Origin of the sequence: Candidatus Rhodoluna planktonica, from assembly GCF_001854225.1 — a bacterium.
GTDB classification, from domain to species: domain Bacteria; phylum Actinomycetota; class Actinomycetes; order Actinomycetales; family Microbacteriaceae; genus Rhodoluna; species Rhodoluna planktonica.
In genome coordinates, this window is sequence record NZ_CP015208.1 from 1,304,430 (window position 1) to 1,328,489 (window position 24,060).

Annotated in this window: 22 protein-coding genes; 9 read left to right on the forward strand and 13 right to left on the reverse strand. The window is 51.2% G+C overall.

What is annotated here, in order from left to right; all coding sequences use genetic code 11:
* Positions 1-5: 5 nt before the first annotated feature.
* Entirely contained in the window at positions 6-1,631 is a 1,626-nt protein-coding gene (locus tag A4Z71_RS06320; protein WP_070955054.1) for a putative PEP-binding protein, read from the forward strand.
* Here A4Z71_RS06320 and A4Z71_RS06325 read toward each other — a convergent pair.
* The gene (locus tag A4Z71_RS06325; protein ID WP_070955055.1) at positions 1,623-2,180 is read right to left on the reverse strand and encodes a hypothetical protein; all 558 of its coding nucleotides are present in this window, start codon (positions 2,178-2,180) and stop codon (positions 1,623-1,625) included. The genes A4Z71_RS06320 and A4Z71_RS06325 overlap by 9 nt on opposite strands.
* Positions 2,181-2,217: 37 nt before the next feature.
* Between A4Z71_RS06325 and A4Z71_RS06330 the strand changes: the two genes are divergently transcribed.
* Together A4Z71_RS06330 and A4Z71_RS06335 are read left to right on the forward strand one after the other, a co-directional pair.
* Positions 2,218-3,168, forward strand: a complete 951-nt coding sequence (locus tag A4Z71_RS06330) for an L-lactate dehydrogenase (protein ID WP_070955056.1) — start codon at positions 2,218-2,220, stop codon at positions 3,166-3,168.
* Between the two features lie 49 nt (positions 3,169-3,217).
* The gene (locus A4Z71_RS06335) at positions 3,218-3,700 is read left to right on the forward strand and encodes a glutathione peroxidase (RefSeq protein WP_070955057.1); all 483 of its coding nucleotides are present in this window, start codon (positions 3,218-3,220) and stop codon (positions 3,698-3,700) included.
* Here the strand turns inward: A4Z71_RS06335 and A4Z71_RS06340 are convergent.
* Both A4Z71_RS06340 and rlmN read right to left on the reverse strand, forming a co-directional pair.
* A complete protein-coding gene (locus tag A4Z71_RS06340) occupies positions 3,697-4,758 on the reverse strand; it encodes an Atu2307/SP_0267 family LLM class monooxygenase (RefSeq protein ID WP_070955058.1) in 1,062 nt (353 codons plus the stop codon). The genes A4Z71_RS06335 and A4Z71_RS06340 overlap by 4 nt on opposite strands.
* Before the next feature lie 61 nt (positions 4,759-4,819).
* The gene (gene rlmN / locus A4Z71_RS06345; RefSeq protein ID WP_070955059.1) at positions 4,820-6,010 is read right to left on the reverse strand and encodes a dual-specificity RNA methyltransferase RlmN; all 1,191 of its coding nucleotides are present in this window, start codon (positions 6,008-6,010) and stop codon (positions 4,820-4,822) included.
* 56 nt (positions 6,011-6,066) lie between these two features.
* Between rlmN and A4Z71_RS06350 the strand changes: the two genes are divergently transcribed.
* A complete protein-coding gene (locus A4Z71_RS06350) occupies positions 6,067-6,720 on the forward strand; it encodes a class E sortase (protein ID WP_070955060.1) in 654 nt (217 codons plus the stop codon).
* On the opposite strand, the gene A4Z71_RS06355 is transcribed toward A4Z71_RS06350, so the two are convergent.
* On the reverse strand, positions 6,680-9,517 hold the full coding sequence (locus A4Z71_RS06355) for a putative Ig domain-containing protein (RefSeq protein ID WP_070955061.1): 2,838 nt from the start codon (positions 9,515-9,517) through the stop codon (positions 6,680-6,682). The two genes, A4Z71_RS06350 and A4Z71_RS06355, sit on opposite strands and share 41 nt — an antisense overlap.
* A gap of 320 nt (positions 9,518-9,837) precedes the next feature.
* On the opposite strand from A4Z71_RS06355, the gene A4Z71_RS06360 reads away from it, so the two are divergent.
* The 3 genes from A4Z71_RS06360 (at position 9,838) to A4Z71_RS06370 (ending at position 13,063) form a co-directional block, all read left to right on the forward strand.
* Positions 9,838-10,620, forward strand: coding sequence for a bacteriorhodopsin-like (locus A4Z71_RS06360; protein WP_070955062.1), 783 nt, complete (start codon positions 9,838-9,840; stop codon positions 10,618-10,620).
* A gap of 208 nt (positions 10,621-10,828) precedes the next feature.
* Positions 10,829-12,292 (forward strand): alpha-amylase family glycosyl hydrolase, encoded by a 1,464-nt coding sequence (locus A4Z71_RS06365; protein WP_070955063.1) that lies wholly within the window; start codon positions 10,829-10,831, stop codon positions 12,290-12,292.
* Positions 12,293-12,316: 24 nt separating this feature from the next.
* Positions 12,317-13,063 (forward strand): nitroreductase, encoded by a 747-nt coding sequence (locus A4Z71_RS06370; protein WP_070955064.1) that lies wholly within the window; start codon positions 12,317-12,319, stop codon positions 13,061-13,063.
* Between the two features lie 58 nt (positions 13,064-13,121).
* Here A4Z71_RS06370 and A4Z71_RS06375 read toward each other — a convergent pair whose 3' ends face one another.
* From A4Z71_RS06375 to A4Z71_RS06405, 7 genes are all read right to left on the reverse strand, one after another.
* Entirely contained in the window at positions 13,122-14,012 is an 891-nt protein-coding gene (locus A4Z71_RS06375; protein ID WP_070955065.1) for a carbohydrate ABC transporter permease, read from the reverse strand.
* Complete coding sequence (locus A4Z71_RS06380; protein ID WP_070955066.1) at positions 14,009-14,923, reverse strand: carbohydrate ABC transporter permease; 915 nt, start codon at positions 14,921-14,923, stop codon at positions 14,009-14,011. Before A4Z71_RS06380 ends, A4Z71_RS06375 begins: the two co-directional genes overlap by 4 nt.
* Before the next feature lie 36 nt (positions 14,924-14,959).
* Positions 14,960-16,270 (reverse strand): ABC transporter substrate-binding protein, encoded by a 1,311-nt coding sequence (locus tag A4Z71_RS06385; protein WP_202816203.1) that lies wholly within the window; start codon positions 16,268-16,270, stop codon positions 14,960-14,962.
* 308 nt (positions 16,271-16,578) lie between these two features.
* A complete protein-coding gene (locus A4Z71_RS06390) occupies positions 16,579-17,415 on the reverse strand; it encodes a carbohydrate ABC transporter permease (RefSeq protein ID WP_070955067.1) in 837 nt (278 codons plus the stop codon).
* A complete protein-coding gene (locus A4Z71_RS06395) occupies positions 17,412-18,281 on the reverse strand; it encodes a carbohydrate ABC transporter permease (RefSeq protein ID WP_070955288.1) in 870 nt (289 codons plus the stop codon). The genes A4Z71_RS06390 and A4Z71_RS06395 overlap by 4 nt, the downstream gene beginning before the upstream one ends.
* A 107-nt stretch (positions 18,282-18,388) precedes the next feature.
* Positions 18,389-19,705: an ABC transporter substrate-binding protein gene (locus A4Z71_RS06400; protein WP_084028452.1), complete on the reverse strand. Its 1,317-nt coding sequence runs from the start codon at positions 19,703-19,705 to the stop codon at positions 18,389-18,391.
* Positions 19,706-19,879: 174 nt separating this feature from the next.
* The gene (locus A4Z71_RS06405) at positions 19,880-20,830 is read right to left on the reverse strand and encodes a glycoside hydrolase family protein (protein ID WP_070955068.1); all 951 of its coding nucleotides are present in this window, start codon (positions 20,828-20,830) and stop codon (positions 19,880-19,882) included.
* A gap of 57 nt (positions 20,831-20,887) precedes the next feature.
* Here A4Z71_RS06405 and A4Z71_RS06410 point away from each other — a divergent pair, with 57 nt between their 5' ends.
* Complete coding sequence (locus tag A4Z71_RS06410; protein ID WP_070955069.1) at positions 20,888-21,727, forward strand: UbiA family prenyltransferase; 840 nt, start codon at positions 20,888-20,890, stop codon at positions 21,725-21,727.
* Between the two features lie 12 nt (positions 21,728-21,739).
* Positions 21,740-23,149 carry a phytoene desaturase family protein gene (locus A4Z71_RS06415; protein ID WP_070955070.1) on the forward strand — a complete coding sequence of 470 codons (1,410 nt, stop codon included), beginning with the start codon at positions 21,740-21,742 and terminating at the stop codon, positions 23,147-23,149.
* On the opposite strand, the gene A4Z71_RS06420 is transcribed toward A4Z71_RS06415, so the two are convergent.
* Entirely contained in the window at positions 23,146-23,520 is a 375-nt protein-coding gene (locus A4Z71_RS06420; protein ID WP_070955071.1) for a thiol-disulfide oxidoreductase DCC family protein, read from the reverse strand. The two genes, A4Z71_RS06415 and A4Z71_RS06420, sit on opposite strands and share 4 nt — an antisense overlap.
* Before the next feature lie 4 nt (positions 23,521-23,524).
* Positions 23,525-24,046, reverse strand: a complete 522-nt coding sequence (locus A4Z71_RS06425; protein ID WP_070955072.1) for an SOUL family heme-binding protein — start codon at positions 24,044-24,046, stop codon at positions 23,525-23,527.
* Positions 24,047-24,060: the final 14 nt, after the last annotated feature.

The following is a 24,060-nucleotide window of genomic DNA, read 5'->3' on the forward strand; positions in this document are numbered from 1 at the left end:
ACTTCGTGACACTTACTCAAGGAACAGTTCTAAGCGGCTTGGGCGTAGGCCTGGCCTCGGCAACCGGCGAAGTTTTTGTGGTCAAGCCACAGGCACCACTGCCCGCTTTCAGCAAATCAACGCGCGGAGCCGAGGTTGAAACTGCCGAACTCAAAGATGCGATCGCATTCGTTTCGGCACATCTCGACGAGTTAGGTGAACGCGCCGGCGGAACTTCAGCCGAGATTTTTGAAGCTCTGAAGATGTTCCTTGAAGACGATGAACTGTTTGACATGTCGGTCGAACACATCAATGACGGATGGGGTGCGGCCGCAGCCTATGGCAAAGCCGTAGACACTTTTGCCGAATTGATGGGCGGCGACCCAACTTTTGCCGAGCGCGTTGCCGACCTACAAGATCTTTCAAAGCGAGTTCAGGCGCGACTAGCCGGAATCGACATGGGCTTGACCTTGCCAACCAACGGTCGAATCATTTTGGTGGGCGAAGATTTTTCACCAGCCGATACCGCACAATTTACCGATGCAGTAATTGGTGTGGTCACCATCAAGGGTGGGCCAACCTCGCACACCGCAATCATCTGCCGCTCAAAGAGCATTGCCGCCGTGGTCTCTTGTGCCGGTGCCGCCGAATTGAAAAACGGCGATCAGGTTTTGGTCGACCCGGTCGGTGACCGAGTCGTCTTTGGCGGCGACGACACTTTGGCCACCAAGGCCATCCAATTTGTTGCAGTCAATGATGAGCCGGTGATTCCGGTTCGCGCAAACATTGGCACCCTCGGCGATGCCGAGTCCGCTGCCCAAACCGCCGCGGTTGGCGTTGGTCTGTTTAGAACAGAATTGCTGTACCTTTCGGCAGCTACAGCGCCGACAATTGAGCAACAGGTTGCCGAATACTCTGCAATCTTGGCGGCGGCACCAGATGGCCCAATAGTAGTTCGCACAATCGATGCCGGATCAGATAAGCCAGTTCCGTTTTTGAACATGCCGCACGAAGAAAACCCATCGCTGGGTGTTCGCGGATTCCGCCTAATTGAAGAGCACCGCGAATTCATCGAGAGTCAGCTGCGTTCAATCGAACAAGCTCGCGTGGCCACGGGGCGCGAAGTCTGGGTGATGGCTCCGATGATTGCAACCGTTGCCGAAGCAGCGCAGTTCTGTGATCTTGCTCGTTCTATTGGCGGCTACAAAGTCGGTGTGATGGTTGAGACACCTTCTATCGCAACCGTAATTGAACAGCTTGAAGGCATAGTCGACTTTGTGTCGATTGGCACCAACGATTTGTCGCAGTACCTGTTTGCTGCTGACCGCATGAATCCATCTTTGGGTGCACTGCTAAACCACTGGCAGCCAGCACTGATTAGAACCCTTGCCCGAATTGCTGCCGGCGGTGCACAAGGCGGATTCTCGGTTGGTGTTTGCGGCGAGTCAGCATCCGACCCGACCTTTGCAGTAGTGCTAGCCGGATTGGGCATCAACTCAGTCAGCGTTTCGAAGTCACAGGTCAACGCGGTGCGCAACGCCTTGGCCTCGCTCGATTTGGGTGCTGCCAAAGAAGTTGCGAATAAGGTGCTTGCTGCTCGTTCGGCTGAAGAAGCTAAGGCAGTTGCCCTAGAGGCGCTTGCCTCACTTTAGTCCCAACAAAATTTCGGTATAAGCAGCATCAGTTCGATAATCGATTTCGGCTTTCCAGAAATCTGTTTCAGTGCCGCCATCGGCTCGCACAATCAAGCCATTTTCAACATAAAAATTCATTGGTAGCCACTCGGGTGCGGTAAGTGAAAAACCGCCGTCAATTAGTGCGAATTCGGTGGTGGCATCTTCAATAAGCATTTTTGCCGAACCCACCGCAAAGTAATTCACATCGGCAATCAATTCGCTTTTTGCGGTGTCGGTTAGGTTGATGCTGGCCGATTGGTTGTCTGCTTGCGTTGGGTCAAAGTAGAGCACGAAATTATCGGTTGGGGTGGTTACCGTCTCGATGCATCCCTGGGTTTGAAGCTGGTCAAAACTTGCCGCAACGATCGACTTGGCCTCGTCAATGTTTTTGACCGCAACATCGGCTTGAGTTGTTTCGCTAGCACTACTAGATGGCTCTTGCCGCTCGGCTGCGCCGGTGCTGCAACCGGCAGCCGAAACCGAAATGAGCGCGACGAGAATAATTGCCATTGATTTTTTACCCATACAAAAACCCTAACTGCGTTAGTGCCATGATTGCTTTATGAGCAGCACAGCACACAGCAAGGTTTCGATTATCGGTGCCGGAGCCGTCGGCGCATCAATGGCATACGCGATGTTGATTCGCGAATCAGCGCGCGAGGTAGTGCTTTACGACACCAATGAACCCAAAGTGCGGGCAGAAGTTTTAGACCTAGCGCACGGCACTCAATTCACTGGGGCCACCTCGGTCAGCGGCGGCGCCGACATATCGGTCACTGCAAATTCTGACGTAATTGTGGTTACTGCCGGAGCCAAACAAAAACCTGGGCAAACCCGACTAGAGCTAGTTGGTGTGAATGCCGCAATCACCCGCTCACTCATCCCCCAGCTGCTTGAACATTCACCCGAAGCAATCATCATTCTGGTGACCAACCCATGCGACGTTTTAGCTACCGTGGCGCAGCAAATTTCAGGACTGCCGGCAAACAGAGTTTTCTCTTCAGGCACGGTGCTTGATTCTTCGAGACTTCGATGGTTACTCGGCGAGCGCCTCGGAGTAAACGCATCAAGCATCCACGCGATGATTATTGGCGAGCACGGTGACAGCGAATTTGGTCTATGGTCGCAAGCTGCAATCGGCCCAGTACCGCTGATGAATTGGCGTGACGAAAATGGTCGTGGCCTGAGCGAACTCGAATTGGATGAAATTGCGCACTCGGTTCGAAACGCTGCGTATCAGGTAATAGAAGGCAAAGGAGCAACGAACTATGCGATTGGGCTTTCTGGTGCGCGAATTGTCGAGGCAGTGCTCTCCGACGAAAACGCCATTTTGCCAGTGAGTTCAGTTTTGCAAAATTATCACGGCATTTCAGGCATCGCGATGTCGGTGCCTACCCTGGTAAATCGAAACGGTGCCGCCCGCGCAATTGAGGTGCCAATGACCGATGGCGAACTCGCGTTGTTTGAGCGTTCGGCTGCAGCGATACGCAATTCACTTGCCAGCATCACTTAGAACTTTGTTAGCCGGGAATTAGTTTGCCAAGTTAACCGTTCAAACAGGCATGAGCCTGAATCTGATTGAACTCGAAATGCAAGATGGACGCCTAACCAACTTTGGCGAATTCGCTGGCAAAACCGTATTAGTTGTAAATGTCGCCTCAAAATGCGGTCTGACTCCGCAGTACGAAGCGCTTGAGGCGCTTTATAAAAAGTATGCCGATCGTGGTCTTGTTATAGTCGGCGTGCCTTCAGACACTTTCAAGCAAGAGTTTAAAGACGATGCGTCGATTGCTGAATTCTGCAGCCTGAACTACGGGGTAACTTTCCCGCTAACTAAACTTGCCAAGGTGAATGGGCGCAACCGTCATCCGCTGTTCAAAGAACTGGTCAAAGCCAAAGATGGCATGGGGCTAGCCGGGCCAGTGATGTGGAATTTTGAGAAATTCTTAGTCAGCCCAAACGGCAAGATCCAGCGCTTTCGCCCAAACATGAAGCCAGATGACCCGGCAATTGTTGCCGCTATCGAGGCCAGCCTCGGCAACTAAGCAACAGCAACGGCTGGCTGTTCGGCCAGCAATTCACGAACACGTGGAATTACCACAGTGCCGTAGAGTTCAATGCTCTTCATTAGTTTGCTGTGCGGCATTGGGCCGTTGGCATACTTTAGATCGAAACGTTGTGCACCCACCGCGGTAATTGCGTAGGCAATTTTTTGCGCGACGGTTTCTGGTGAACCAACGTAGAGCGAGCCGTACTTCACCTCTTGCAGATAGTGGTTTTTGGTGGTTGGGCCCCATCCGCGTTCACGACCGATGCGACCAAACATAGTCTCGTAGTGTGGCCATTGCGCCTCAACTGCATCGTGATCGGTTTCAGCAATGTGGCCTGGCGAGTGGATGGAAACCGGCAACTGCGGCTTACCCAACTCGTTCAAGTAGTCGCGATACAACTTTGCAAATGGCGCAAATCTTGCCGGGTCGCCACCGATAATTGCCAGTGCTAGGTTTGCTCCCAGACGTGCCGCTCGAACAACCGATTCTGGGCTGCCACCAACGCCAACGCGCAACGGGATGGCCCCTCCCTCGGTCTTAGGGTAGACCTGCTGGTTGGTCAGGCCAGCGCGAACGCTTCCGGACCAGGTAACCGGTTGCTCTTTGAGCAACTCAACTAAAAGCTCAAGTTTCTCTTCAAAGAGGGCGTTGTAGTCGCTAAGTTCGTAGCCGAAAAGTGGAAAAGATTCGATAAACGAGCCGCGGCCAGCGGTGATTTCTGCACGGCCGTTAGACAGGCCATCGATGGTTGCAAAGGCTTGGTAAACCCGAACCGGGTCTTCACTTGAAAGCACAGTTACACCAGAGCCAAGTTTGATGTTTTTGGTGACCGTGGCCATACCGGCGAGAACCGTGTCTGGAGAGCTCACGGCAAAGTCGTCACGGTGATGTTCGCCAACGTTGATTCCGTAAATGCCCAGCTCATCGGCCAACTTGGCCTGCTCGATCATGTTTCGAATTACTTGGCCGGCTGATTCTGGGTTGCCATTGTCATCAACGGTCATGTCGCCGAAAGTGTCGAGGCCAAATTTGATGTCTGCTGGGTTTGTCATGCTTAAAAAGTAAAACCCCAACTTGATTTTGTCAAGTGGGGCTTTACTTATTTGAAATTCTTTATTCGGCCGCCGCCAACTGACCGCAAGCGCCGTCAATTTCTTTGCCGCGAGTGTCACGAAGCGTGGTGGGGATACCCGCTTTTTCGAGACGGCGAACAAACTCGTTTTGCACCACGGGTTCTGAAGCAGTCCAAATAGATCCTGGGGTTGGATTCAAGGGAATTGGATTGACGTGCACCCAACCCTTGCCGCGAGCATTCAATTTTTCGGCAAGCAAATCGGCTCGCCAGCCGTGATCGTTCATGTCTTTAATCAGCGCGTACTCGATGGAAACGCGTCGACCAGTTTTTTCATAATATTCCCGAGCCGCATCAAGCGCCTCATCGACCTTCCACTTCGAATTGATCGGAATGAGCTCGTCACGAAGTTCGTCATCGGGAGCGTGTAAAGACAGAGCAAAAGTCACCGGGATTTCTTCATCGGCTAGCTTTTTGATGGATGGCACCAAACCAACTGTAGAGACGGTGATGTTGCGCGCCGACATTCCCAGGCCATTTGGCTGTGGCTCAACCATGGTGCGAACCGCCTGCATTAGACGGTTGTAGTTGGCCAAAGGCTCACCCATCCCCATGAAAACAATGTTGTTGACGCGAATCGGGCTGCCGTCAGGGTGAGTAGTTTTACCACCCAACTCTCCTTTGGAGATTGCCTGATTCGCGCGAACTACCTGTTCAACAATTTCGGCCGCCGACATGTTGCGAGTTAGGCCAGCTTGACCGGTGGCGCAAAATGGGCAGTTCATTCCGCAGCCAGCCTGCGAAGAAACACATAACGTTATGCGGTTCGGATACTTCATAAGAACCGATTCGACCAACGCACCGTCATGCAGACGCCACAAAAACTTGATGGTGTCACTTTTATCGGTTTTCAACCGACGAACCTCGGTCATCAACGGTGGCAAAATCCTCGCCACCAATTCGGCTCGGCCTTCGGCTGGCAGATCAGTCATCTCTGCCGGATCAGATGTGTAATGACTGAAGTAGTGGGTGGCAATTTGTTTTGCCCTAAAACCAGGCAAACCAAGCTCTTTTACCCAGGATGCGCGCTCTTCAGCAGTGAGGTCGGCAAGATGCTGTGGTGGCAGCCCTTTTTTCTTCTCGGTGAAATCAAGCAGCGGCTTACCTGCAGCGTCGCGCTTTTGAGTCCAGCCTTCTGTGACCGGGCGAACTTGCGGGCGTGACTCAACCAATTGCGGCTCCTTTTTGCTTCAGGTCAAGCGTAAACCAGCCTGATTAGGATTGCCATGTGAGTTTTCCTACGAAACGCCAAGCATTTTTCAGGCCGGCAAATTTGTTGGCGAGTGTGGCTATTGTCGGCGGTCTAACCATCGCCGCATCAGCTGCATGGCAAATGTTTGCGGTCGAAGACTTGGCGGCGACGTCACAACGAAAGGCTGCCGAGGTTGAACCGCTAGTAGTCATAAAAAACACGGATGAAGTTGGCGACACTTTGAGAACCGGGGACGTCTTCGCCAAACTTATTGCTCCTCGACTCGGTTCAGACTATGTGCGGCAAATAGCGCAAGGTACCAGTGTCGAAAAAGTCTTAAACACCATAGGTGTTGGTCACTACATTTCAACTGCGATGCCAGGTGAGGTTGGTAATTTTGCTCTGGCCGCCCACCGCGCCGGAAATGGTGGACCGTTCAGGGATATTGATAAATTTCAAGCTGGCGATTTGGTTTATGTCGAGACGACGACTGCAACCTATACCTATCGATATTTGCAAACTGCAGTGGTTGCGCCAGATGCCATAAATGTAATAGCCGCCAACCCCGAGGGGTTGACGGCCATCACATCGGCAGACAAGTTTCTAACCTTGACCACCTGCACTCCTATTTATGTCAATACCGAGCGTCTCATCGTCTGGTTCGAACAGATTGCTGTCGCTGCCAAATAAATACAGCAGCACCAAGCGAGGCCAGTAATAATCCGAAAATCATCCAGGCCAACTGATCAGAACCGGTTGCAGCCAACTCACCTGAACTGGCGCCGGCAACCTTGGTAGTCACTTTGCCACTTGGTGAGATAGTAGTCACGACACTGCCCTTCGAAACTGTGACAGTACCGTTCGGGCTGATGGTTACAGTACCGTCCTCGCCAGCATCCTCAATCGCCTTTTCGATTATTTCGTTCAACTTGGGGTCATCTGGCACAAGACCAACCCAGGTGAATGCATGCGACGCTACTGGAACGGTGGAAACTACCTCACCTTCGGCACTGCCTTGGCTGTCATAGGTAACTTCGAGTTTTTCAGGAACGGTGGTGACTACTTTCCAGTCACCGGCACCCAAACTTGGGAAGATGTAGAAACCATTTGCATCGGTCTGCACCACAACGGTTGCGGCACGTTTGAAGGTTTCGCCCACCGAGGCCCTAAAGCTAGCTGGAGTTGGTGTTGCTTGAACACTGGTCAACTGCAGGACCGTTAGCGTGACACCCTTCATCAGCGGCTCTTCAGGATCTTTCAAACCATCACGGTTTAGGTCAAGCCAAACAATGCCTGAAAGTGATTGGTCGGGAATAACCACATTTGGCGGCGTTACCGGCTCCTTTGGTTCTTTCTTCTCTACCTCAGGGTCGGTTCCGGTGTATTTGATTTCATCGATTTCTTTAGGATCATCGTCGACATTCTTTTGCTTCTCGAGGTCAGCCTTGATTTCCTTCTTGGACTTACCCTCTTCGCGAAGTAGGTTGTAGACAACTTGCGAATCTTGTTCGGCACAGCCCGCAACGGTTCCGTTGTAGATTGCTTGGCCGAGAGTTGTCCAGTTCAACGCCTTCCAGCGATTTTTACCGGTTGGGTCCGCTGGGATGATGTCACCCCAGTCTTTACGGTTGGCTGGATAGTTAACAGTTGAGTCAAAGACGTGGTTGCCGTCATAGATCTCATCGTGGCCATAGTGACCGGCGTTTTTATAAATCGACGATGCAGCAACGGTGATTCGACGATATGGGTTAGTGGTCGAGTTTGTGCGGTGACAAATTGTGACTTTGTCGTTCTCTTCCTCTAGCACTTTAGCGTTCGTACCGTCGTACTTGAGCTCGTTGGTGTTGGTCTTAGTAATGGTTGGGTTTGCTGCTTCTTGCTCAGCCTCAAGTTCAGCAATTTCAGCCTTGATGTCCTTCACCGGAACACCTGATTCGCGCAAAGCGTTGTAGTAGGCCTTGGCATCGAATTTGTCGGGGCAACCAGCTGCGGTTCCGTTGTAAATAGCCTGACCTGGTGTGTTCCAGTTCAATGGCTGCCAACGAGGTGTCACACCAGCGTTAATCGCTGCGCGGTCTGGTGGAATGATGTCGCCCCAGAGTTTGTCCTTAGCGCGCTTGTAAATACCAGGAGTGTAAACGTGCTGGTCTTGGAAAATTTCATCGTGGTGCATGTGACCCTTGGTCTTGTTCACCGAGTTGTAGTCAACAGTGATTCGCACATAAGGGTTGGTGGTGGCGTGGGTACGGTGGCAGATAGTAACCTTTCGGTCCAGCTCTGGGGTTGAGTTGTTCTGCTGTTGCACTGGGTCAGTTACCGAAATAGTTACGGTTGCAGTTGCCGTTTGACCCCCACTAGTTGCCGTAACGGTATAAGGGCTAGAAGCAGAAGCAGAGGTAGGTGTTCCGCTAATCACTCCTGTGGCTGAATTAATCGTCAGGCCTGTCGGGAGTGCTGGTGAGACCGTATATGTCGGTGCGCTGTTGAAAGCAGCATAGGTAAATGCGGGTGAATCAGTAATGGCTGAATTGGTGGTTGCCGAAATGGTCTGGCTTGCCGGGCTGATACTAGGCGAAACAGGTGTTGCGGTTGTGGTTGCAATCGAGGCACTTGCAGTTGGCATAGTTCCGGTGTAGACAATGTTGGCGCCCGAAGCAACATACTGAATCGGTTTTATCTGCGTAGTCGCAGTGGTCGTTGCCTTCAAAGTAAATGTGTAGGTTGCAGTGTAGTAACCATCATTCGAGGCCTGGCCTGTGTAGAAGAGACTGTTCGCCAATGACACTGTTCCAGCAACGTCAGCCCACGAAGCATCCTGTTTTAACTTGATAGCGACGCCGGTGAGGGCCCAGTTATCAGCAGGAAATGCTGAGTTAGAGATTGGTGCAAAGGAAAGCGTTCCTGCGTTACCAATCGTTCCAGTTTGCCCCTTGACAGTTGCTGTAATCGTGTCACCGACATTCGTGGGCGCAGTACCGATAGTTATCGAGTCAACTTTGTTTGAATTGTTGCGGCCGGCTGCTGGGTTTGCAGCTGAAGCGTTCAAAGTAGTGGTTCCACGACATCGTTCATTCGTTCCGTCGAATACTACATACTCGTGAGTCTGCGGAGTTGTGGCCGTTCCGGTCATTTTAGCCAGGAAGTAGGAGTGCTTTACATCTCCGGAGTTTACGGAACCGAAGTTTTGGGTTGCGGGCTGGGCTGAAGCTAGCGTGATGCGGCCGCCGGAAAAATTCTCTAACTTTACGTTCATATTGCCGATTGCCGTTGATCCACCGGTGACTTTGTAGGCGATGTAATTCGCGTCATAACCATCGCCGAGGCCAGAGTAAAACACCGGATCCGAAACTAGATCGACCGAAGGCAATACGCCGCCGCCACAAGCTGCTGCTTGAGCTGGTGTCTGCATACCAACGACGCCTGTGATCGCAAACAAAGCAGTGGTTGCACCGCTGACAATTTTCTTCAGTGTTTTCTTGGCACGCATGTAATCCTCCTGTGCAAAATCTGACCCAAGTCAAGCAGAACTATTTAGTTCGTAACTACGAATGTTGGGGCTAACCGCACATTTTTATTTGGGGTGTTTTGGCTACCTTTTGCCGGAAAAACCAGCAGTTGCAGTTCGCTGAACGCAAAATGACTCGCTTGTTACTGATTCGTTATCAAAACTCGGAACATTCACAGGACTTTCTAAGGTTTGTCTCTCTGTAAGCCTCACCTGCTGCGTTTATGAACCATCCGCCGCCGGCCACAATCTGGCCGACGACGGCACAGCGATGAGATATCCAAACGTTTGAAAGGCTACAAATGAATTCTCTTTCGTCCATCTTGGACAACAACCAGTTCAACCTTGTTTACAACATCCTCTCCTTGGGTATTGCAAGCATGGTTTTCACCTCAATCTTCTTGTTCGTTGCCCGCGAGCGAGTTGCACCTCGTTACCGCATGGCGGTAATGATTTCGGGCACAGTTACCGCAATCGCCGCCTACCACTACTTCAGAATGTTTGACTCGTTCAACCACGCATTCGCCGGCGCCGAAGGTAACCCAGACCTATACAACGTTGGCTACCGCTACGTTGACTGGTTCCTCACAGTGCCACTGCTATTGGTTGAGACCGTCGCCGTTTTGGCTTTGGCACGCGCAGCCCAGCGTTCAATGTTGAACCGCTTGGTTCCAGCAGCTGCAGCCATGATTGCACTTGGTTACCCAGGTGACGCAAAGCTAGACATCTTTGGCATTGCACCTTCGGTTTGGGGTCTACTTTCGACCTTGCCATTCCTTTACATCCTTTACGTGCTGTTCATCGAGCTTGGCAAGAGCCTTGAGCGTCAGTCAGCAGAGGTTCGCAAGAAGATCTCGACTCTACGTCTAGTGCTTCTAGCAACCTGGGGTGTCTACCCAATCTCGTTCATCTTCAACATGAACTCAACCGGATTCGACCCAGCAGGTTTCGTCGCTCGCGAAGTTGGTTACAGCATCGCCGACATCCTTGCTAAGTGTCTATTCGGTCTAATCATCTTCTCGATCGCACGTATCAAGTCGGCCGAAGATGACGCAGAATTCGCTAAGAACGAGTTCCGCGACTAAACGAGGCAACTCCTACAGAAAAAGACCCTCGAGAAATCGGGGGTCTTTTTCTATTGCCAAATCGAAAAAGTTTTTGGCTCAACACCGAATGGCAAAAATTCAATAACGAAATGAAAACCTGTAATCGGTTACAGCCAGAATCCATTAGCCTTGTAAAGGTTTCAGACTCTCAGTAACTCGAGGGTTTGCATAATTTTCGGAGGCAGTTTTGGGTTCAAGCATTCTCGTTTACGCAGAGCGTGTTGGCGGTAATCTAGGCGAAATTGAGAAGTTGCTGCATGGCCCGCTGTCTGACTTCGACGGCATCCATGTTTTGCCGTTCTTTCACCCCTACGATGGCGATGATGCCGGCTTCGACCCAATCGATCACAAGATTGTTGACCCACGACTAGGCACCTGGGCTGATTTCAAGCGAATCTCAGAAACCCACGAACTCACTGCCGATCTAATCGTCAACCACGCATCAAACCTTTCACCCGAATTTCTTGACTGGCAAGCTAAAGGCGCAGCATCCGATTACGACGGCCTTTTTCTGACCTTTGATGTGGTCTTCCCAAATGGAGCAACTGAAGAGGGCATCACATCTTTTTATCGTCCAAGGCCAGGAATGCCCTTCACCGCCTACGAAGTTGATGGCAAACGCCGCTTGGTCTGGACAACATTTATGCCATCCCAGGTCGACATCGACATAAAGCATCCGCAGGGTCAGGCTTACCTGCGTTCGGTGCTAGATGCATTGGCATCCGGCGGGGTTAAGGTTGTTCGCCTCGATGCTGTTGGCTACGCGGTAAAGACTCCTGGCACCGATTCGTTCATGACCGCAGAAACCCTAAAGTTCGTCGAAGAAATTACCGAACTTATCCACAGTTATGGCATGAGGGTCTTAGTTGAGGTTCACGCTCACTACACTCAACAACTCGACATCGCTCCACTGGTCGACCTCATTTACGACTTTCAGACGGCTCCACTGCTGCTGCACTCATACTTCACCGGCAGTGTTGATCGCCTAGACAAATGGTTCGCAATTCGACCCAACAATTGCCTAAATGTGCTCGACACCCACGATGGCTACGGCGTCATCGACGGCGGTCCAATCGGCGAGCGCCCCGGCCTAATTACCCAGGATGAAATGGCCAACATCTTCAGGGTGGCCGAAAAGAACACCAATGGCCACAGTGCTGTCGCCTCGGTTATTCCGCAGTGGTTCTCGTTGCCGCACCAAATCAACGCAACACTGCCAAACATTGTGGCCAACGACACCGCATATGTTGGTATGCGCGCGGTGCAATTCTTCTTACCCGGTGAGCCTCAGGTTTACTACGTGGGGCTTTTCAACGGCATGGATGACCAGGAACTCTTTAGGCAAACTGGGCAGGGCCGTGATGTCAACCGCCACAACTACACCCCCGCCGAGATTTCTGCCGCTCTACAGCAGCCCGTCACCCAAGCGATTATTGCGCTGGCTAGAGTTCGCAAAGCAAAGGCTTTCGGCGGCTCTTTTGACTGGCAAGTTACCGGAGACTCAAGCATCATGCTCAAGTGGACCAACGGTTCAGACACTGCCTCGCTTGAAATCAATACCGCGGTCGATGCTCCCTCGCTTTGCATCAAAGTGACCGAAGATTCGGTAGCGCGCGAGTTCTGTTCGGTTGAAGAGCTGGCTAAGTTCTAGTCAAAGCTCTTTTAGTCTTTACCTATGGCTAAATTTTCAGCAATAACCCCCGAAAAGTTTTCTGCATTTGCCGCTTCGCGCCGCGTAACGCGTGCCTTCAGTGAGAAGCAAATTCCTGAAGCGGTATTGCAACAGGTGTTGGCCGACGGTATGAGTGCCCCATCCTGGTCAAATACTCGACCGTTTGTGGTTGCAGTCGCCCAAGGCAAAGTGCGAGATGAGCTGAGTGAAGAATTTTTGCGACGCTGGGATGCGGTTAGCCGAGCTCGAGCCCAGGGTAAATGGGGCCTATTCAAACTTTGGCTAAAGCGCTACGGAATACCAACCAGCAACAAGGTTGTCGGAAAAACTTACACTCCTGATCTGCTGCCCAGAGCGCAACGTGTTGGCCGTGAACTCTACGGCTATATTGGCGTTGAACGGGGTGATGCAAAAGCGCGTGATGAGGCCTGGGCTGAAAATTATCGATTCTTCGGCGCCCCAGTTGAACTCTTTCTGTTTAACCACAAATCGCTGGGCAAATTTTCGGCAACCGACGCAGCTCTGTGGTCGCAGAACGTGATGCTCAGTGCTCATGCCCATGGCCTAGGCACCTGCCCGCAGGGAGCAGTTTCGGGTTGGGAAGATGCCGTTCGCGAAAAGTTTGATGTTCCAGACGAGTATGAGCTGCTCTGGGGTTTAGCCATTGGTTATCCGGCCGAAGCTAAAATCAACAATTTTGGCGCACATCGTATGCCGGTCGAAGAACTGCTGATTCAGCCAAAAAATTAGGAAGTAAAAAGCCCCTGTCTGTCGACAGGGGCTTTTTGTCGCACCAACTAGGAGAAAGCTAGCCCTTGGTTGCGCCCAAGGTTAGACCTGAAACGAACTGCTTGCGCAAGATGAAGAACACCACCAGGGTCGGGATTGCCGCGATCATCGCACCGGCCGCTAACAGGTTGTAGTCGGTGACGAATTCACCCTGCAATCGACCCAGAGCCGAGGTGATTGGTCGCTTACTGTCTGTCGACATAAGCACCAAAGCCCAGAAGAAGTCGTTGTAAATCCAGGTGGTCATTAGCACACCGAGCGATGCTAGCGGTGGGCGAAGTAGTGGCAACATCACCCGGAAGAAGTGGGTGAAAACCGATGCGCCGTCTACCTGCGCCGACTCAGAAATCTCTTTCGGGATGGTCTTCATGTATGAAGAAAGCACGAAGGTTGCGAAACCCATCTGGAAGGCCACGTGGATTAGCACAACACCCCAAGGGTTGTCGTAGAGAACTCGACGGTCGCCAACCAAGTCACCGAAGGCTAAATACATCTTGAACACTGGGATGAAGACCAGCTGCGCAGGAAGCATGTTGCCGGCGGTGAACAATAGCAACATGGCTACGTTGAACTTGAAGCTGTAGCGAGTTACAACGAATGCCATTAGCGAACCAAATAGCAAAGTCAGGAATACCGCAGGCACAGTAATCATCGCGGTGTTCCAGAAGTAAGTTGGCAGCTCCATGCGGCTGATCGCCTCGCCGTAGTTGTCGAGGTTCAACTGCTGTGGCCACGAAAGCAAACCGTTTAGACGTATTTCCTTGTATGGGCGAAGCGATGAAAACAGGGTCCAGACAATTGGAAATAGCCAGACCAGCGCAAATATGCCGATAAAGATTGAGATGATGTTGTCTTTGACTTTTTGACGGTCGCGGAACTTTTGAGCTTTTTCTGAATCGATAGTGCTCATCGTACGTCCTCCTTAAACTGCTGACGGAGGTAGGCAATGATCGGAATGATCGATAGCAAGAAGAGGATTACCGCGTAGGCTGCACCCTTCATAGATGCGCCTTCACCGGCAATGTTCTCGAATACCAATACACCCAAGATCGGCACGCCACCACGGCCACCGTAGATGATGTAAATCATGTCGAATGCTCGAAGCGATTCGATGATGGTGATAACAATCACGATGATGTTCACCGGAGCCATGGCCGGGAAAATCACTTTTCTAAATGTCTGCCACTCGGTGGCGCCATCGATTGACGCTGCTTCGCGAAGCGCTGCATCAATGGCCTTTAGTCCTGCTAAGTAAAGCAACATGATGTAGCCGATGTGACGCCATGAACCCATGATGAGCAGTACCCAAAGGTTGTATTTGTCGTCACCGAAGAATGAAATAGCCTCAGATATTGGCAAGCCCAACAAACCGTTGATGAAGCCATCTGGGCGAAGTAGGAAGTTCCAGATGATACCGATAACTGCCATCGAAAGAACTACCGGAAGGTAGTAGGCCGATTGGTAAAATTGGTGACCGCGAATTTGTCGGTCGATTTGATAAGCAAGCAAGATGCCCAGCGGGGTAGCAATCAAGCCAAACCACAAAAGCCAAGCTACGTTGACTCCCAGTGCCTGCCAGAAACGGGGCGTCTCAAAGAAGATGTTGTAGTAGTTGTCTAGACCTGCCCACTTAATGTCTTCAATTCGAATACCGGTCCAGAAGGTGAACGAAAGAGCGATGGTAAGGATCGCTGGAATCCAGACCAAAAGCAAGTGGAAGAAAGTTGGGATGCCAATAAACACACCCAGTGTGAGTCTGTCTTTGGCAGAGAAAGTACGACGGCGACGAGCCGTCTCCTGGTTCGTCGCCGTCGTCTTCATTTTTATACCTCTAGTTTGTTACTCAGTTGTTGCGAATTAAGCCAGTGGAGGAAGTGCATCCCATGCTGACTGTAGAGACTCAAGCATGCTGTCTACGCTGCTTGGGTCTTTGAACCAGCCCTGAAGAGCTGGGCCAACTACTGGGCCAGCGAAGTCTGGGCGGGTGTCGCGGTCTAGGAACTGAGTGATGTACTTTGCTTCGTTCATAACAGCAAGCTGTTGAGTCTGGAAGGCATCGTAGGTTGAGACATCTTGACCCTTGTTTGCTGAGGTCATTGGGATGCCGGTCGCAAGCATTGCGTTTACACCCTCGATGTCACCAGCGAACTTGATTAGGCCCTTGCCACCTTCGTTGTTTGCACCGTTCTTGGCTACACAGAAGCCGTCGATTGGAGCGTCGATGGTGTCGCGACCGTGCTCTGGGTTGATCTCTGGGAATGGAACAATCCAGAGGTCTTCGTAGTCTGCGTCGCTCTGCTCTTTGAAGTTAGCGCCGAACCATGAACCGTTGAAGAAGAAGCCAGCTTCCTTCTTGAGAAGCAGCTGCATAGCGCCGTCCCACTCAAGGTCGTTGACGTTGTTGTTCATGTATGGAAGTAGCTTCTCCCAGTGAGCGAAGACGTCCTTCACGCGTGCGTCGGTCCACTTCTCACGACCACCTAGTAGGTCGACGTGGAACTGGTAACCGTTGATACGTGCGTTCAAGATGTCGAAGGTTCCCATAGCTTCCCAGCCACCCTTGTCAGCTGCAGCTAGACCAATTAGGCCCTTTGCCTTTAGCTCTTCAAGTGCTGCAAGGAACTGGTCCCAGGTGGTGATGCTTTCTGGGTCCATGCCGATGTCAGCCATCATTGACTTGCGGAAGTGAAGACCCCATGGGTACCAGCTCTGTGGCACGAAGTACTGCTTGCCATCTAGACCGGTTGCAGCGATCTTGTATGACTCGTTGTACTGGTCGCCAATTTCATCCCAGACGTCAGAGATGTCTACTAGTAGACCCTGCTGAGCGAAGAACTGCATACGGTATCCAGCCATCCACTGGAATACGTCGTCTGGGGTTCCCTGTAGGTACTGTGACAAGTTGTTCTGGAAAGCGTTTGATTCGGTTGCGTTGTAGGTAACCTCAACGCCGGTCTTCTTGGTGTAAGCGTCAACAAGACCCTTTAGCTGCTTGGTTGGTGATTCGTCAACGGTGCGGGCACCGAAAGCGACCGGACCGGTGTTGGTTGATGCGGCTGGAGCACAGCCCGCAAGCATTGAGGCACCTGCGATACCTAGACCAGCGGCAGAAGCACCTTTGAGTACTGCACGACGGTCAAATTCTTTACCCGAGATTTTCTCTAGCAATTCATCCTCCTAATAAATGGATTGATACCCAAAGAATAGACCGCCCTTGGTAACAAAAAGCACAAAAGCGATAACAGATTTATCACAAAATAACATTTTTGAACAAAAGTTTTCAGAACAGGGCTGGGCACCCTTATTTTTCAGGGTTTTACGTTTGTTATTTGACAAAAAACTCAAGCGATTGAAAACGCTTACTCTGCCGACGGTGCGAGTTTGATAACGCCCGGGTCTGATCGATACAGTCGCGCACTCATGACAAATGAAAAAGGGGCTCCCGCCAGCGCCGGGAGCCCCTTCAGAATCGCTTGCTATTTCACCGCACCGGCAGAGATACCGGCAATAATGTGCTTTTGCATTGCGAAGTAGAAGATGATGATTGGCACAACTGATAGCAGTAGACCCGCCATAGCTTGACCGTAGTTCGACGAGTACATTCCGTAGAAGATGTAGGTCGAAAGCGGCAAAGTGCGAGACTCTTGAACCAAAACCAGAGATGGCAGCAAGAAGTCATTCCAAATCCACAAGGCTTGCAAAATGGCTACGGTTGCCGTTACCGGAGTCAACATCGGGAAGATGATGCGTCGGAAAACGGTGAAGTCGCTGGCGCCGTCAATCATGGCTGCTTCATCCAGTTCAAAAGGAATGTTCGAGATAAAGCCGTGGTACAGGAAGGTACACATGGCCACACCGAAACCGACATAGAAGAAGACCAGGCCGTGCGCACTGAGCATGTCTAGCGCAGCTACCGGACCCTTGTTTCCGTATAGACCAATGAAAGGAATCATTAGGGACTGGAACGGAACAATCATCGAAGCAACTAGAACCAAGAAAATCGCCTTAGACAGCTTGGTCTTTTTGCGTGCCAGGTAGTAGGCAAGCATCGACGAGGTAACGATGATAGCCAAAACACTGAACACGGTGATGATGATCGAGTTAGTGAGTGCCTGGAAGTAGTCCATCTTTTTGATGGCTTGCTCGAAGTTGTCAAGATCGAACTCAACCGGCAGCGAAAGTGCATTCTTTAGGATTGCGCTCTTTGGTTTGAAAGAGTTAATTGCAACCAAGAAAAACGGAAAGATGTAAAGCGCAGCAAGGAGTGCCGCTGTTACGAAGGCGACTTTGCGCCAAACCTTTACCGCGATCATCGCTGGACCTCCAAGCGCTTGCTAATTGCCACTTGAGTTAACGCCGCTAAAGCAACAACCAAGAACATAACTACTGCTTTGGCCTGACCGGTCGCGAAGTAGCCGAAATCGAAGGCTTCTGTGTAAACGTGCATCGAGATTAGCTCGGTTGAACGGTATGGTCCACCACCGGTCAAAGCTAGGTTTACGTCGTAAGCCATGAATGCATTTCGCAATGTCAAGAACAGCGAAATGGTGAAAGCTTGAGCCATCAACGGAAGTTTAATGGCCCACAAAGTGCGGAAAGCCGACGCTCCATCAATTTTTGCGGCCTCTAGAACATCCTGTTCGATGCTCATCAAACCAGTGATGTAAATGATCATCACGTAGCCCGAAGACTGCCAAACGGTAACGATGATTAGAGCCCAAAATGCAGTGCCAGGGTCGGTGAGCCACGAGGTCTTGAAGACATCGCCCCACTCGAAAGTTTTGTTCATGTTGGTGAGGGCACGTTCAAAGATGAACTGCCAGATAACACCAAGGATTACGCCACCGATTAGGTTCGGTACGAAAAAGATAGTTCTAAAAATGTTTGCGCCGCGCATTTTGACGGTGACTAGCAGCGCCAGACCGAAGCCAACAAGGTTGACCAAAATAACCGAGACGATTACGAAACCGAAGGTGAATAACAGGGTCTGCCAAAAACGCTCATCTTGAAAAGAAGCGATGTAGTTGTCTAGACCGACAAACTTGGTTGACTCAAAGCCGTCCCAGTCTGTGAAGGTGTTCATCAAACCTTGGATGAACGGGATGATAAGCACCGCAACAAAGGCGCCGAGAGGGAAAAGGGCGAAAATCGCGAATTTCTTTAGTTCCCTGAGATTCATGAGCTCCAGCTTTCTCAAGTTTCTTGGTGATTCATTGAGAGTCTTGTGGCCCAAGCCTAGTTGGCTTGGGCCACAAGATTCAATCAGTTAGTCGAGTTGACTAGCGACTAGCGCCAGGTCTTCTCAACGCCGTTCCAAGCCTTCTCGAATTCAGCTGAGAAAGCTGCACGATCTGACTTGCCGGTTAGGTACTTCTGAGCAGCGTCACCGTATAGGTTCTGGCCACCAGCTGGGTAGTAGCTGTTCATCCACTCAAGGGTCTTACCTGCTGAAATGTACTCAGCGATCTCGTTAGCCATGTAAGTGGTTGGCGCGACGGTGAAGTCCTTGTAGACAGGGATGAAGCTCATGTTGTCGTCGGCAATGCTGCCGGCGTAGTGCAACTGACCCTCAGGAGTGGTGATCAACCAGGTTAGGAAGTCGATTGCGCCAGCGCGCTCTTCTTCGGTTGACTGCTCGGTGTCGATGGTGAAGTAGAAAGGAACACCAACAGAGATGCGGTCGTTACCGTAGGCACCGGCCTCGTTGCTGATTGGTAGAGGCATTACACCGTATGAACCTTCTGGGTCGTTCTGTAGAAGGTTAGGCTCTGCCCAGTTACCCATGAACCAGAAACCAACTTCACCTGAAGATAGGTCAAGAACTGCGTCATCGTAGTTGTCTAGCAATGGTGCGCCAGCGTTCTTGTCGTACTTCTTTAGAAGGTCGAAGGTGTCTAGCCAGTTGTTCCAGGTTGCGTCTTTGTCTAGGTCTAGAGTGCCGTCGGCTAGGCCGTCGAATACTGCTAGGCGAGCCTCGCGGTCTTCAGAAACGGTAGCGAAGTACTTGTTGGTCAAGTGAGCACCAAGTGACCACCATAGACCTGAGAAGTGAACAGCCTTTTTGCCGGTTGCCTCAATCTTCTTGAATGCAGCCTCAAGGTCTGAACGGGTTGCGATTGCCTTAGGGTCAACGCCAGCCTCGTCTAGAACTGCCTTGTTGTATAGCAAACCGAAAGCTTCAGCGGTTACTGGGATACCAACCTGCTTGCCGCCGATGTTACCTGCGGTTAGGGTGCCCTCTGCTGCTAGACCTGCAAGGTCTGAGCCGGTCCAGTCGTATAGCTTGTCGGCCATGTCAGGAAGTTCCTGAAGCATGGTCATTACAACAGGTGCGTTACCTGCTGCGTAAAGAGTGGTTAGGTTAGCGAGTAGCGAGTCGCCTTCGCCGGCGATTGACTCGATAACGTAGCAGTTCTGTGAGGCGTTGTAGTCGTCTACAGCAGCCAAGAACTGGTCTTGGATTTCTACCTTGATGGTACCTAGCCAGGTAACGGTAGTTGGGGTTGCACATTCGCCGCCAGCGTTGTTTTCAGCTGGTGCACAAGCTGCAAGCGATGTTGCCAAACCTGCTGCAACAACAGCAGCCATTAGCTTTTTGATCAATTTTTCTCCTATAACTTCTGGAGGCTGTTATGAAGTGTGGATGGCACCCCAGCAACCTCGAGTTGTGTAAGCCAAAGGCATTGCTGCCTATTTGTCTCATGTAGAAACATACATAAGGGTTTGTCGTTTTGGTAGCGATTACATTTATTGTTGCCAATTTGGAATAAAACGAATTTACCGAGGCACTATTCCAAGGATTGGATCGGCGGTTACTGGGATGGGATCAGAGAGCTCACCAACAAACTTGCCCTCTATTTCATTGATAAATCCCATCAAATACCACTTTTCGTCCGGCCCGAAAATCAGGCGACCGGCGTAAACAATTTTTTCTGTAAACGCTTGCGCTTTTCTGAAATCAACGTCCTTTATTCCAGATGTAACCGGCAGCGAATATGTGGTGTCGATTTTGCCGAACTTGGCAACGTTTTCCTCACCTAGTTCTCGCCAACCACAACAGAACAGCAAAATAGGAACACCGTCGACAATTTCGTACTGAAACACTTCCATTTGGCCAAAACCCTGATCAGGTTGCGAAAGTGGCTGTTGCACCGACCAGGTGATTAGATCGGCTGATGTCGCGTGGCCAATTACGCCTCGGGTTTTGGGGTTGCCGCTTTTGCTGCGCGCTGTAATCAGCATTTGCCAGGTGGTTTCGCCAGGAAAGCGAAAAACCCAAGGATCACGCCAGGCCTCATCGCCCCAAACCGTTAGGTCGAGTTTTTCATACCACTCACCATCTGCTTCAACTAAAGCTTCGGTTGAAACTTTTTCCCAGTTGATTAGGTCATCCGAGCGAGCCGCACCGATGCGCTGCGTCAGACCACCATCCTCGCGCGCTGAGCCGGTATAAAACATCCACCATTTGCCAGCATCATCTTTGATTACGCTGCCGGTCCAAGTGGTCCAAGAATCAAAGGCATTCTCTTCGGATGGCGCCAAGGCGTCAGGCAATACCGTCCAGTTCACTAAATCTTTAGAAACTGCATGGCCGACGTATGGGTTGCGATGGCGGCGGTTAGGGTCGACCAGTCCCCTTGACGCACAAAGATAAAAAGCATGATAGGTGTCACCGTCTTTTACATACCAACTGTCCCAGATCCAACGATCAGGTAATTTCAAGGCCATTTGCGACTCCTAGTGCATGAGATAAACACGCCAATAATAGGCCATTAGGCTGGTTGCATGTTGCGCCGACTGCTTATCATCTCTCGCCCTGTGCTGTGGATTAACACCATCGGCACGACAGTGATGGGCATGTGGTTGGCCGGATACCTTTTTGACTGGCGAATCATCCCCATTTTGATCTGGGTTACTTTTCCATTCAATTTGCTGATTTACGGCATCAACGACATTTTCGATCAAGAGACCGACAACATTAACGCTCGCAAGGGTGGCTATGAAGGCGCACACATCTACCCGAATGAGGTCAAACCTATTTGGTGGGGTGTGGCGCTAACCAACATCCCGTTCTTGATTTATTTTGCGATCACGCTGCCCTGGCAAGCGGTGGCTTGGATGATTGCCTACAGCCTGTTTTTCACTTTCTATTCGGCACCTCCGCTTCGCCTAAAAGCACGTGCCTATCTCGACAGCTTTTCAAACACCGACTATGCCTTTCCGCTCGCCTTCGTGCCGTTGGCACTTGGTAAAGAGCCGGTCTGGCTGGCGGTTTTTGCGCTAATGGCCTGGTCGATTGCGAAGCATGCCTACGACGCAATCCAAGATATTCCCGAAGATTCAGACACCGGAATTGTCACCACCGCGGTTCACCTCGGAGTTCGCAAAACCCTGGTTTGGTCAGGTTTCTGGTGGCTAGTTTCGACAGTGCTTTTTGCCCTGGTAAATATTCCGGTGGCGATCGTCAACCTACTTATCGCCGGTTTCCTAGTTGTAAAAGTTTGGCAAAAACCCGAGCCAAAAGTGGCCCACGACCTTTACATCTACTCGATTTTGTTTCCTTATGTAGCCGGAGCAGTCGCGGGTGTGCAACTAGTCGCCGCGATCGTTTTCGGAATTTACTAGGACAGTTACCGAATGAAAAAAGCGGTCGTTTTAGGAGCTGGGATTTCGGGTCTAGCCAGTGCAGGGTTGCTAGCTCAAGCGGGCTATCAGGTGACTGTGCTTGAGCGAAATACTTGGATTGGCGGTAAGAGTCGACGCGTCGAAGTTGCTGGGCAACGCATGGATACCGGACCTGCGCTGGTAACTTTTCCTGAGGTCTGGCAACAGTATTTGCAAACTTATGATTCGCTCGGTTCAGTCAAGTCAGCTGAGGTTGCCAAAGTTGAGTTCACTCAGTTGGCTGAAATTGGTCGCTACTTTTATAAGAACCACGAAACCGTTTTGCCGGTGTTGGAAAACCACCACTGGTATGAAGCTTGGTCCAAATTCAAAGCACAGCACGACCAGGTTACAAAGTCGATTTCTACCTTGCTCACAGCTCATCCATTTGATCCAAAAGCCATGCCGGCTCTAACCAACATGCTCAAGGTTTACGGATTTCGTATAACTACATCGAGCTACATGAACTCACTTACCTGGATGCCCCAAGGTTTGCGCGAAGTGATTGCGATTCACACTTTGAATGCTGGAGTTTCACCACGTCGTACCTTGGCTATTTACGCGTCAATGACCGCGGCTATGGCCTCGCAGGGAATCTCGGTTCCAGTTGGTGGCGTAAATGAATTGCCGCAGGCGCTGGCTAAACTAGCCCAGGCTGCGGGGGCCGAAATTCGCCTCGGTGAAAAAGTTGTTTCGGTTCGCAAAGGTTTGGTGCAAACTGAAACTGAAAGCTTCGCCGCAGATGTTGTGGTCAGCTCGCTCGACCCCGAAGTGCTGGGCCGATTGATGGGCAAACCTGCAAAGCCGGCACCCGGTGCTCGTTCATGCTCGGGGGTCGCGATTTATGCAGTACTGAAGAAGCCCTTGCCCGTGGGTACTGTCACCCATTCGGTAGTGATGCCAGACGAGCCCGAAGAACTTTATCGATCTCTAGAAGCTGGGGTTCCGCCGCAACAAACCATGGCGTTTGTGAACTATTACCGAGCCGGTGAAATTTACCCGAATGAAAAACCCACAGTCGCAGTGCTGCTAACTGCTCCGGCAGATGGCAAAAAATATGACATCAACAGCGACTGGGTGCGCGCTGAAATCAATCGAATTTCAAAAGTAATGAAACTTGATTCGCCTATTGATGAACTGTTCGAAGACCACATCGTGCTGACCCCCGAATACTTTGGTGAGTGGGGCGCAGCGCTCGGTGCTCTCTACGGCAAGACTCGACCACTTTGGCAATCTGGCCCATTCCATGTTCCGCAACATCACAATATTTTTAGACCATGGCTCTGGCGAGTTGGCGCATCAGTCCACCCCGGTGGCGGCATTCCGGCTGTGCTCGGAGGCACTTTACTTTCGCTTCGAAAGTTACTGAAGAAAAAGATTTAGCGCGGCAATTTGCAGGCTGGTGTTCCGCCGGGCAAGCGATGGCGATATTTGGCAACTAGTCGATAGCTCGGCGCAGCCAACCAACTTAGTGGCGGATACATGAGCGCAACACCGATTGCGCGCAAAACCCGGCTTTTCTGAGCGATCAGGATCTGGGCAAATGCTTCGTGGCCACCGAACGACTTACCGCCGGACACAAAATAAACCTGACTCGCAGTTTGCTTTTCGGTCAGACCGAAACGAGTGACGTCGGTTAGCTGCCAGGCGTGAATTTCGATTGGGCTTGAAGAACGTTGAGCGATGAAGTTTGCTGTCGAAGTGCAGAAGCCGCAATCGCCATCAAAAATAAGGGTTCCAGTGCGGCCATCCATGTTCTTAGCGTAAACCGCTCTCGACCATCAGCAGCACTTCGTTGCGCCTCAAAAACCCAGGCTTCCAGGGTGGGTCGAACCTCGCAAAATACGGTTCACCGATCGGTTGCAAACCTTCACGTTTAACCGCAGCGAGTAGCAGCTCGGCTTTTTTATTGAGAAGTTGCTGACTCCATGATCCGCTGAACTTTATTACTGCAGCCAAGTGACCGGGCACTGCCTTGATAGTTACCGGCGAATTGGTTGGGTTTGGCAAATCTTCGAGACGAAAGTTCTGCGGCATTACAAAAGAAACCAGATGGCGATTGGTTGAAACAGATTCCTGCAGCACCGGAGCGGTCATGGCAATTTGCTTCGACTGAGAGTTGCCACCCGAGATGTAGTTGAACAGCGGATAGAAACCACTGTTGGTGACCGAGGTGAAATCACCATCGGTCGAAACCTGAGCCAAAACATGGTCGGGGTATTGACGCAATTCAAAATCGCCGAATTGCCGAACCACTTCAAACGGTAATTCTTCAGCCATACTCGAAGGGTATC

What these genes read in the sequence shown, in the direction of transcription:
- A4Z71_RS06330 (WP_070955056.1), top strand. Translation starts at nt 2,218, where the DNA reads ATGAGCAGCACAGCACACAGCAAGGTTTCGATTATCGGTGCCGGAGCC.
- A4Z71_RS06335 (WP_070955057.1), top strand. Translation starts at nt 3,218, where the DNA reads ATGAGCCTGAATCTGATTGAACTCGAAATGCAAGATGGACGCCTAACC.
- A4Z71_RS06395 (WP_070955288.1), bottom strand. Translation starts at nt 18,281, where the DNA reads ATGAATCTCAGGGAACTAAAGAAATTCGCGATTTTCGCCCTTTTCCCT.
- A4Z71_RS06415 (WP_070955070.1), top strand. Translation starts at nt 21,740, where the DNA reads ATGAAAAAAGCGGTCGTTTTAGGAGCTGGGATTTCGGGTCTAGCCAGT.
- A4Z71_RS06375 (WP_070955065.1), bottom strand. Translation starts at nt 14,012, where the DNA reads ATGAGCACTATCGATTCAGAAAAAGCTCAAAAGTTCCGCGACCGTCAA.
- A4Z71_RS06340 (WP_070955058.1), bottom strand. Translation starts at nt 4,758, where the DNA reads ATGACAAACCCAGCAGACATCAAATTTGGCCTCGACACTTTCGGCGAC.
- A4Z71_RS06420 (WP_070955071.1), bottom strand. Translation starts at nt 23,520, where the DNA reads ATGGATGGCCGCACTGGAACCCTTATTTTTGATGGCGATTGCGGCTTC.
- A4Z71_RS06410 (WP_070955069.1), top strand. Translation starts at nt 20,888, where the DNA reads ATGTTGCGCCGACTGCTTATCATCTCTCGCCCTGTGCTGTGGATTAAC.
- A4Z71_RS06380 (WP_070955066.1), bottom strand. Translation starts at nt 14,923, where the DNA reads ATGAAGACGACGGCGACGAACCAGGAGACGGCTCGTCGCCGTCGTACT.
- A4Z71_RS06390 (WP_070955067.1), bottom strand. Translation starts at nt 17,415, where the DNA reads ATGATCGCGGTAAAGGTTTGGCGCAAAGTCGCCTTCGTAACAGCGGCA.
- A4Z71_RS06325 (WP_070955055.1), bottom strand. Translation starts at nt 2,180, where the DNA reads ATGGGTAAAAAATCAATGGCAATTATTCTCGTCGCGCTCATTTCGGTT.
- A4Z71_RS06360 (WP_070955062.1), top strand. Translation starts at nt 9,838, where the DNA reads ATGAATTCTCTTTCGTCCATCTTGGACAACAACCAGTTCAACCTTGTT.
- A4Z71_RS06355 (WP_070955061.1), bottom strand. Translation starts at nt 9,517, where the DNA reads ATGCGTGCCAAGAAAACACTGAAGAAAATTGTCAGCGGTGCAACCACT.
- A4Z71_RS06370 (WP_070955064.1), top strand. Translation starts at nt 12,317, where the DNA reads ATGGCTAAATTTTCAGCAATAACCCCCGAAAAGTTTTCTGCATTTGCC.
- A4Z71_RS06405 (WP_070955068.1), bottom strand. Translation starts at nt 20,830, where the DNA reads ATGGCCTTGAAATTACCTGATCGTTGGATCTGGGACAGTTGGTATGTA.
- A4Z71_RS06425 (WP_070955072.1), bottom strand. Translation starts at nt 24,046, where the DNA reads ATGGCTGAAGAATTACCGTTTGAAGTGGTTCGGCAATTCGGCGATTTT.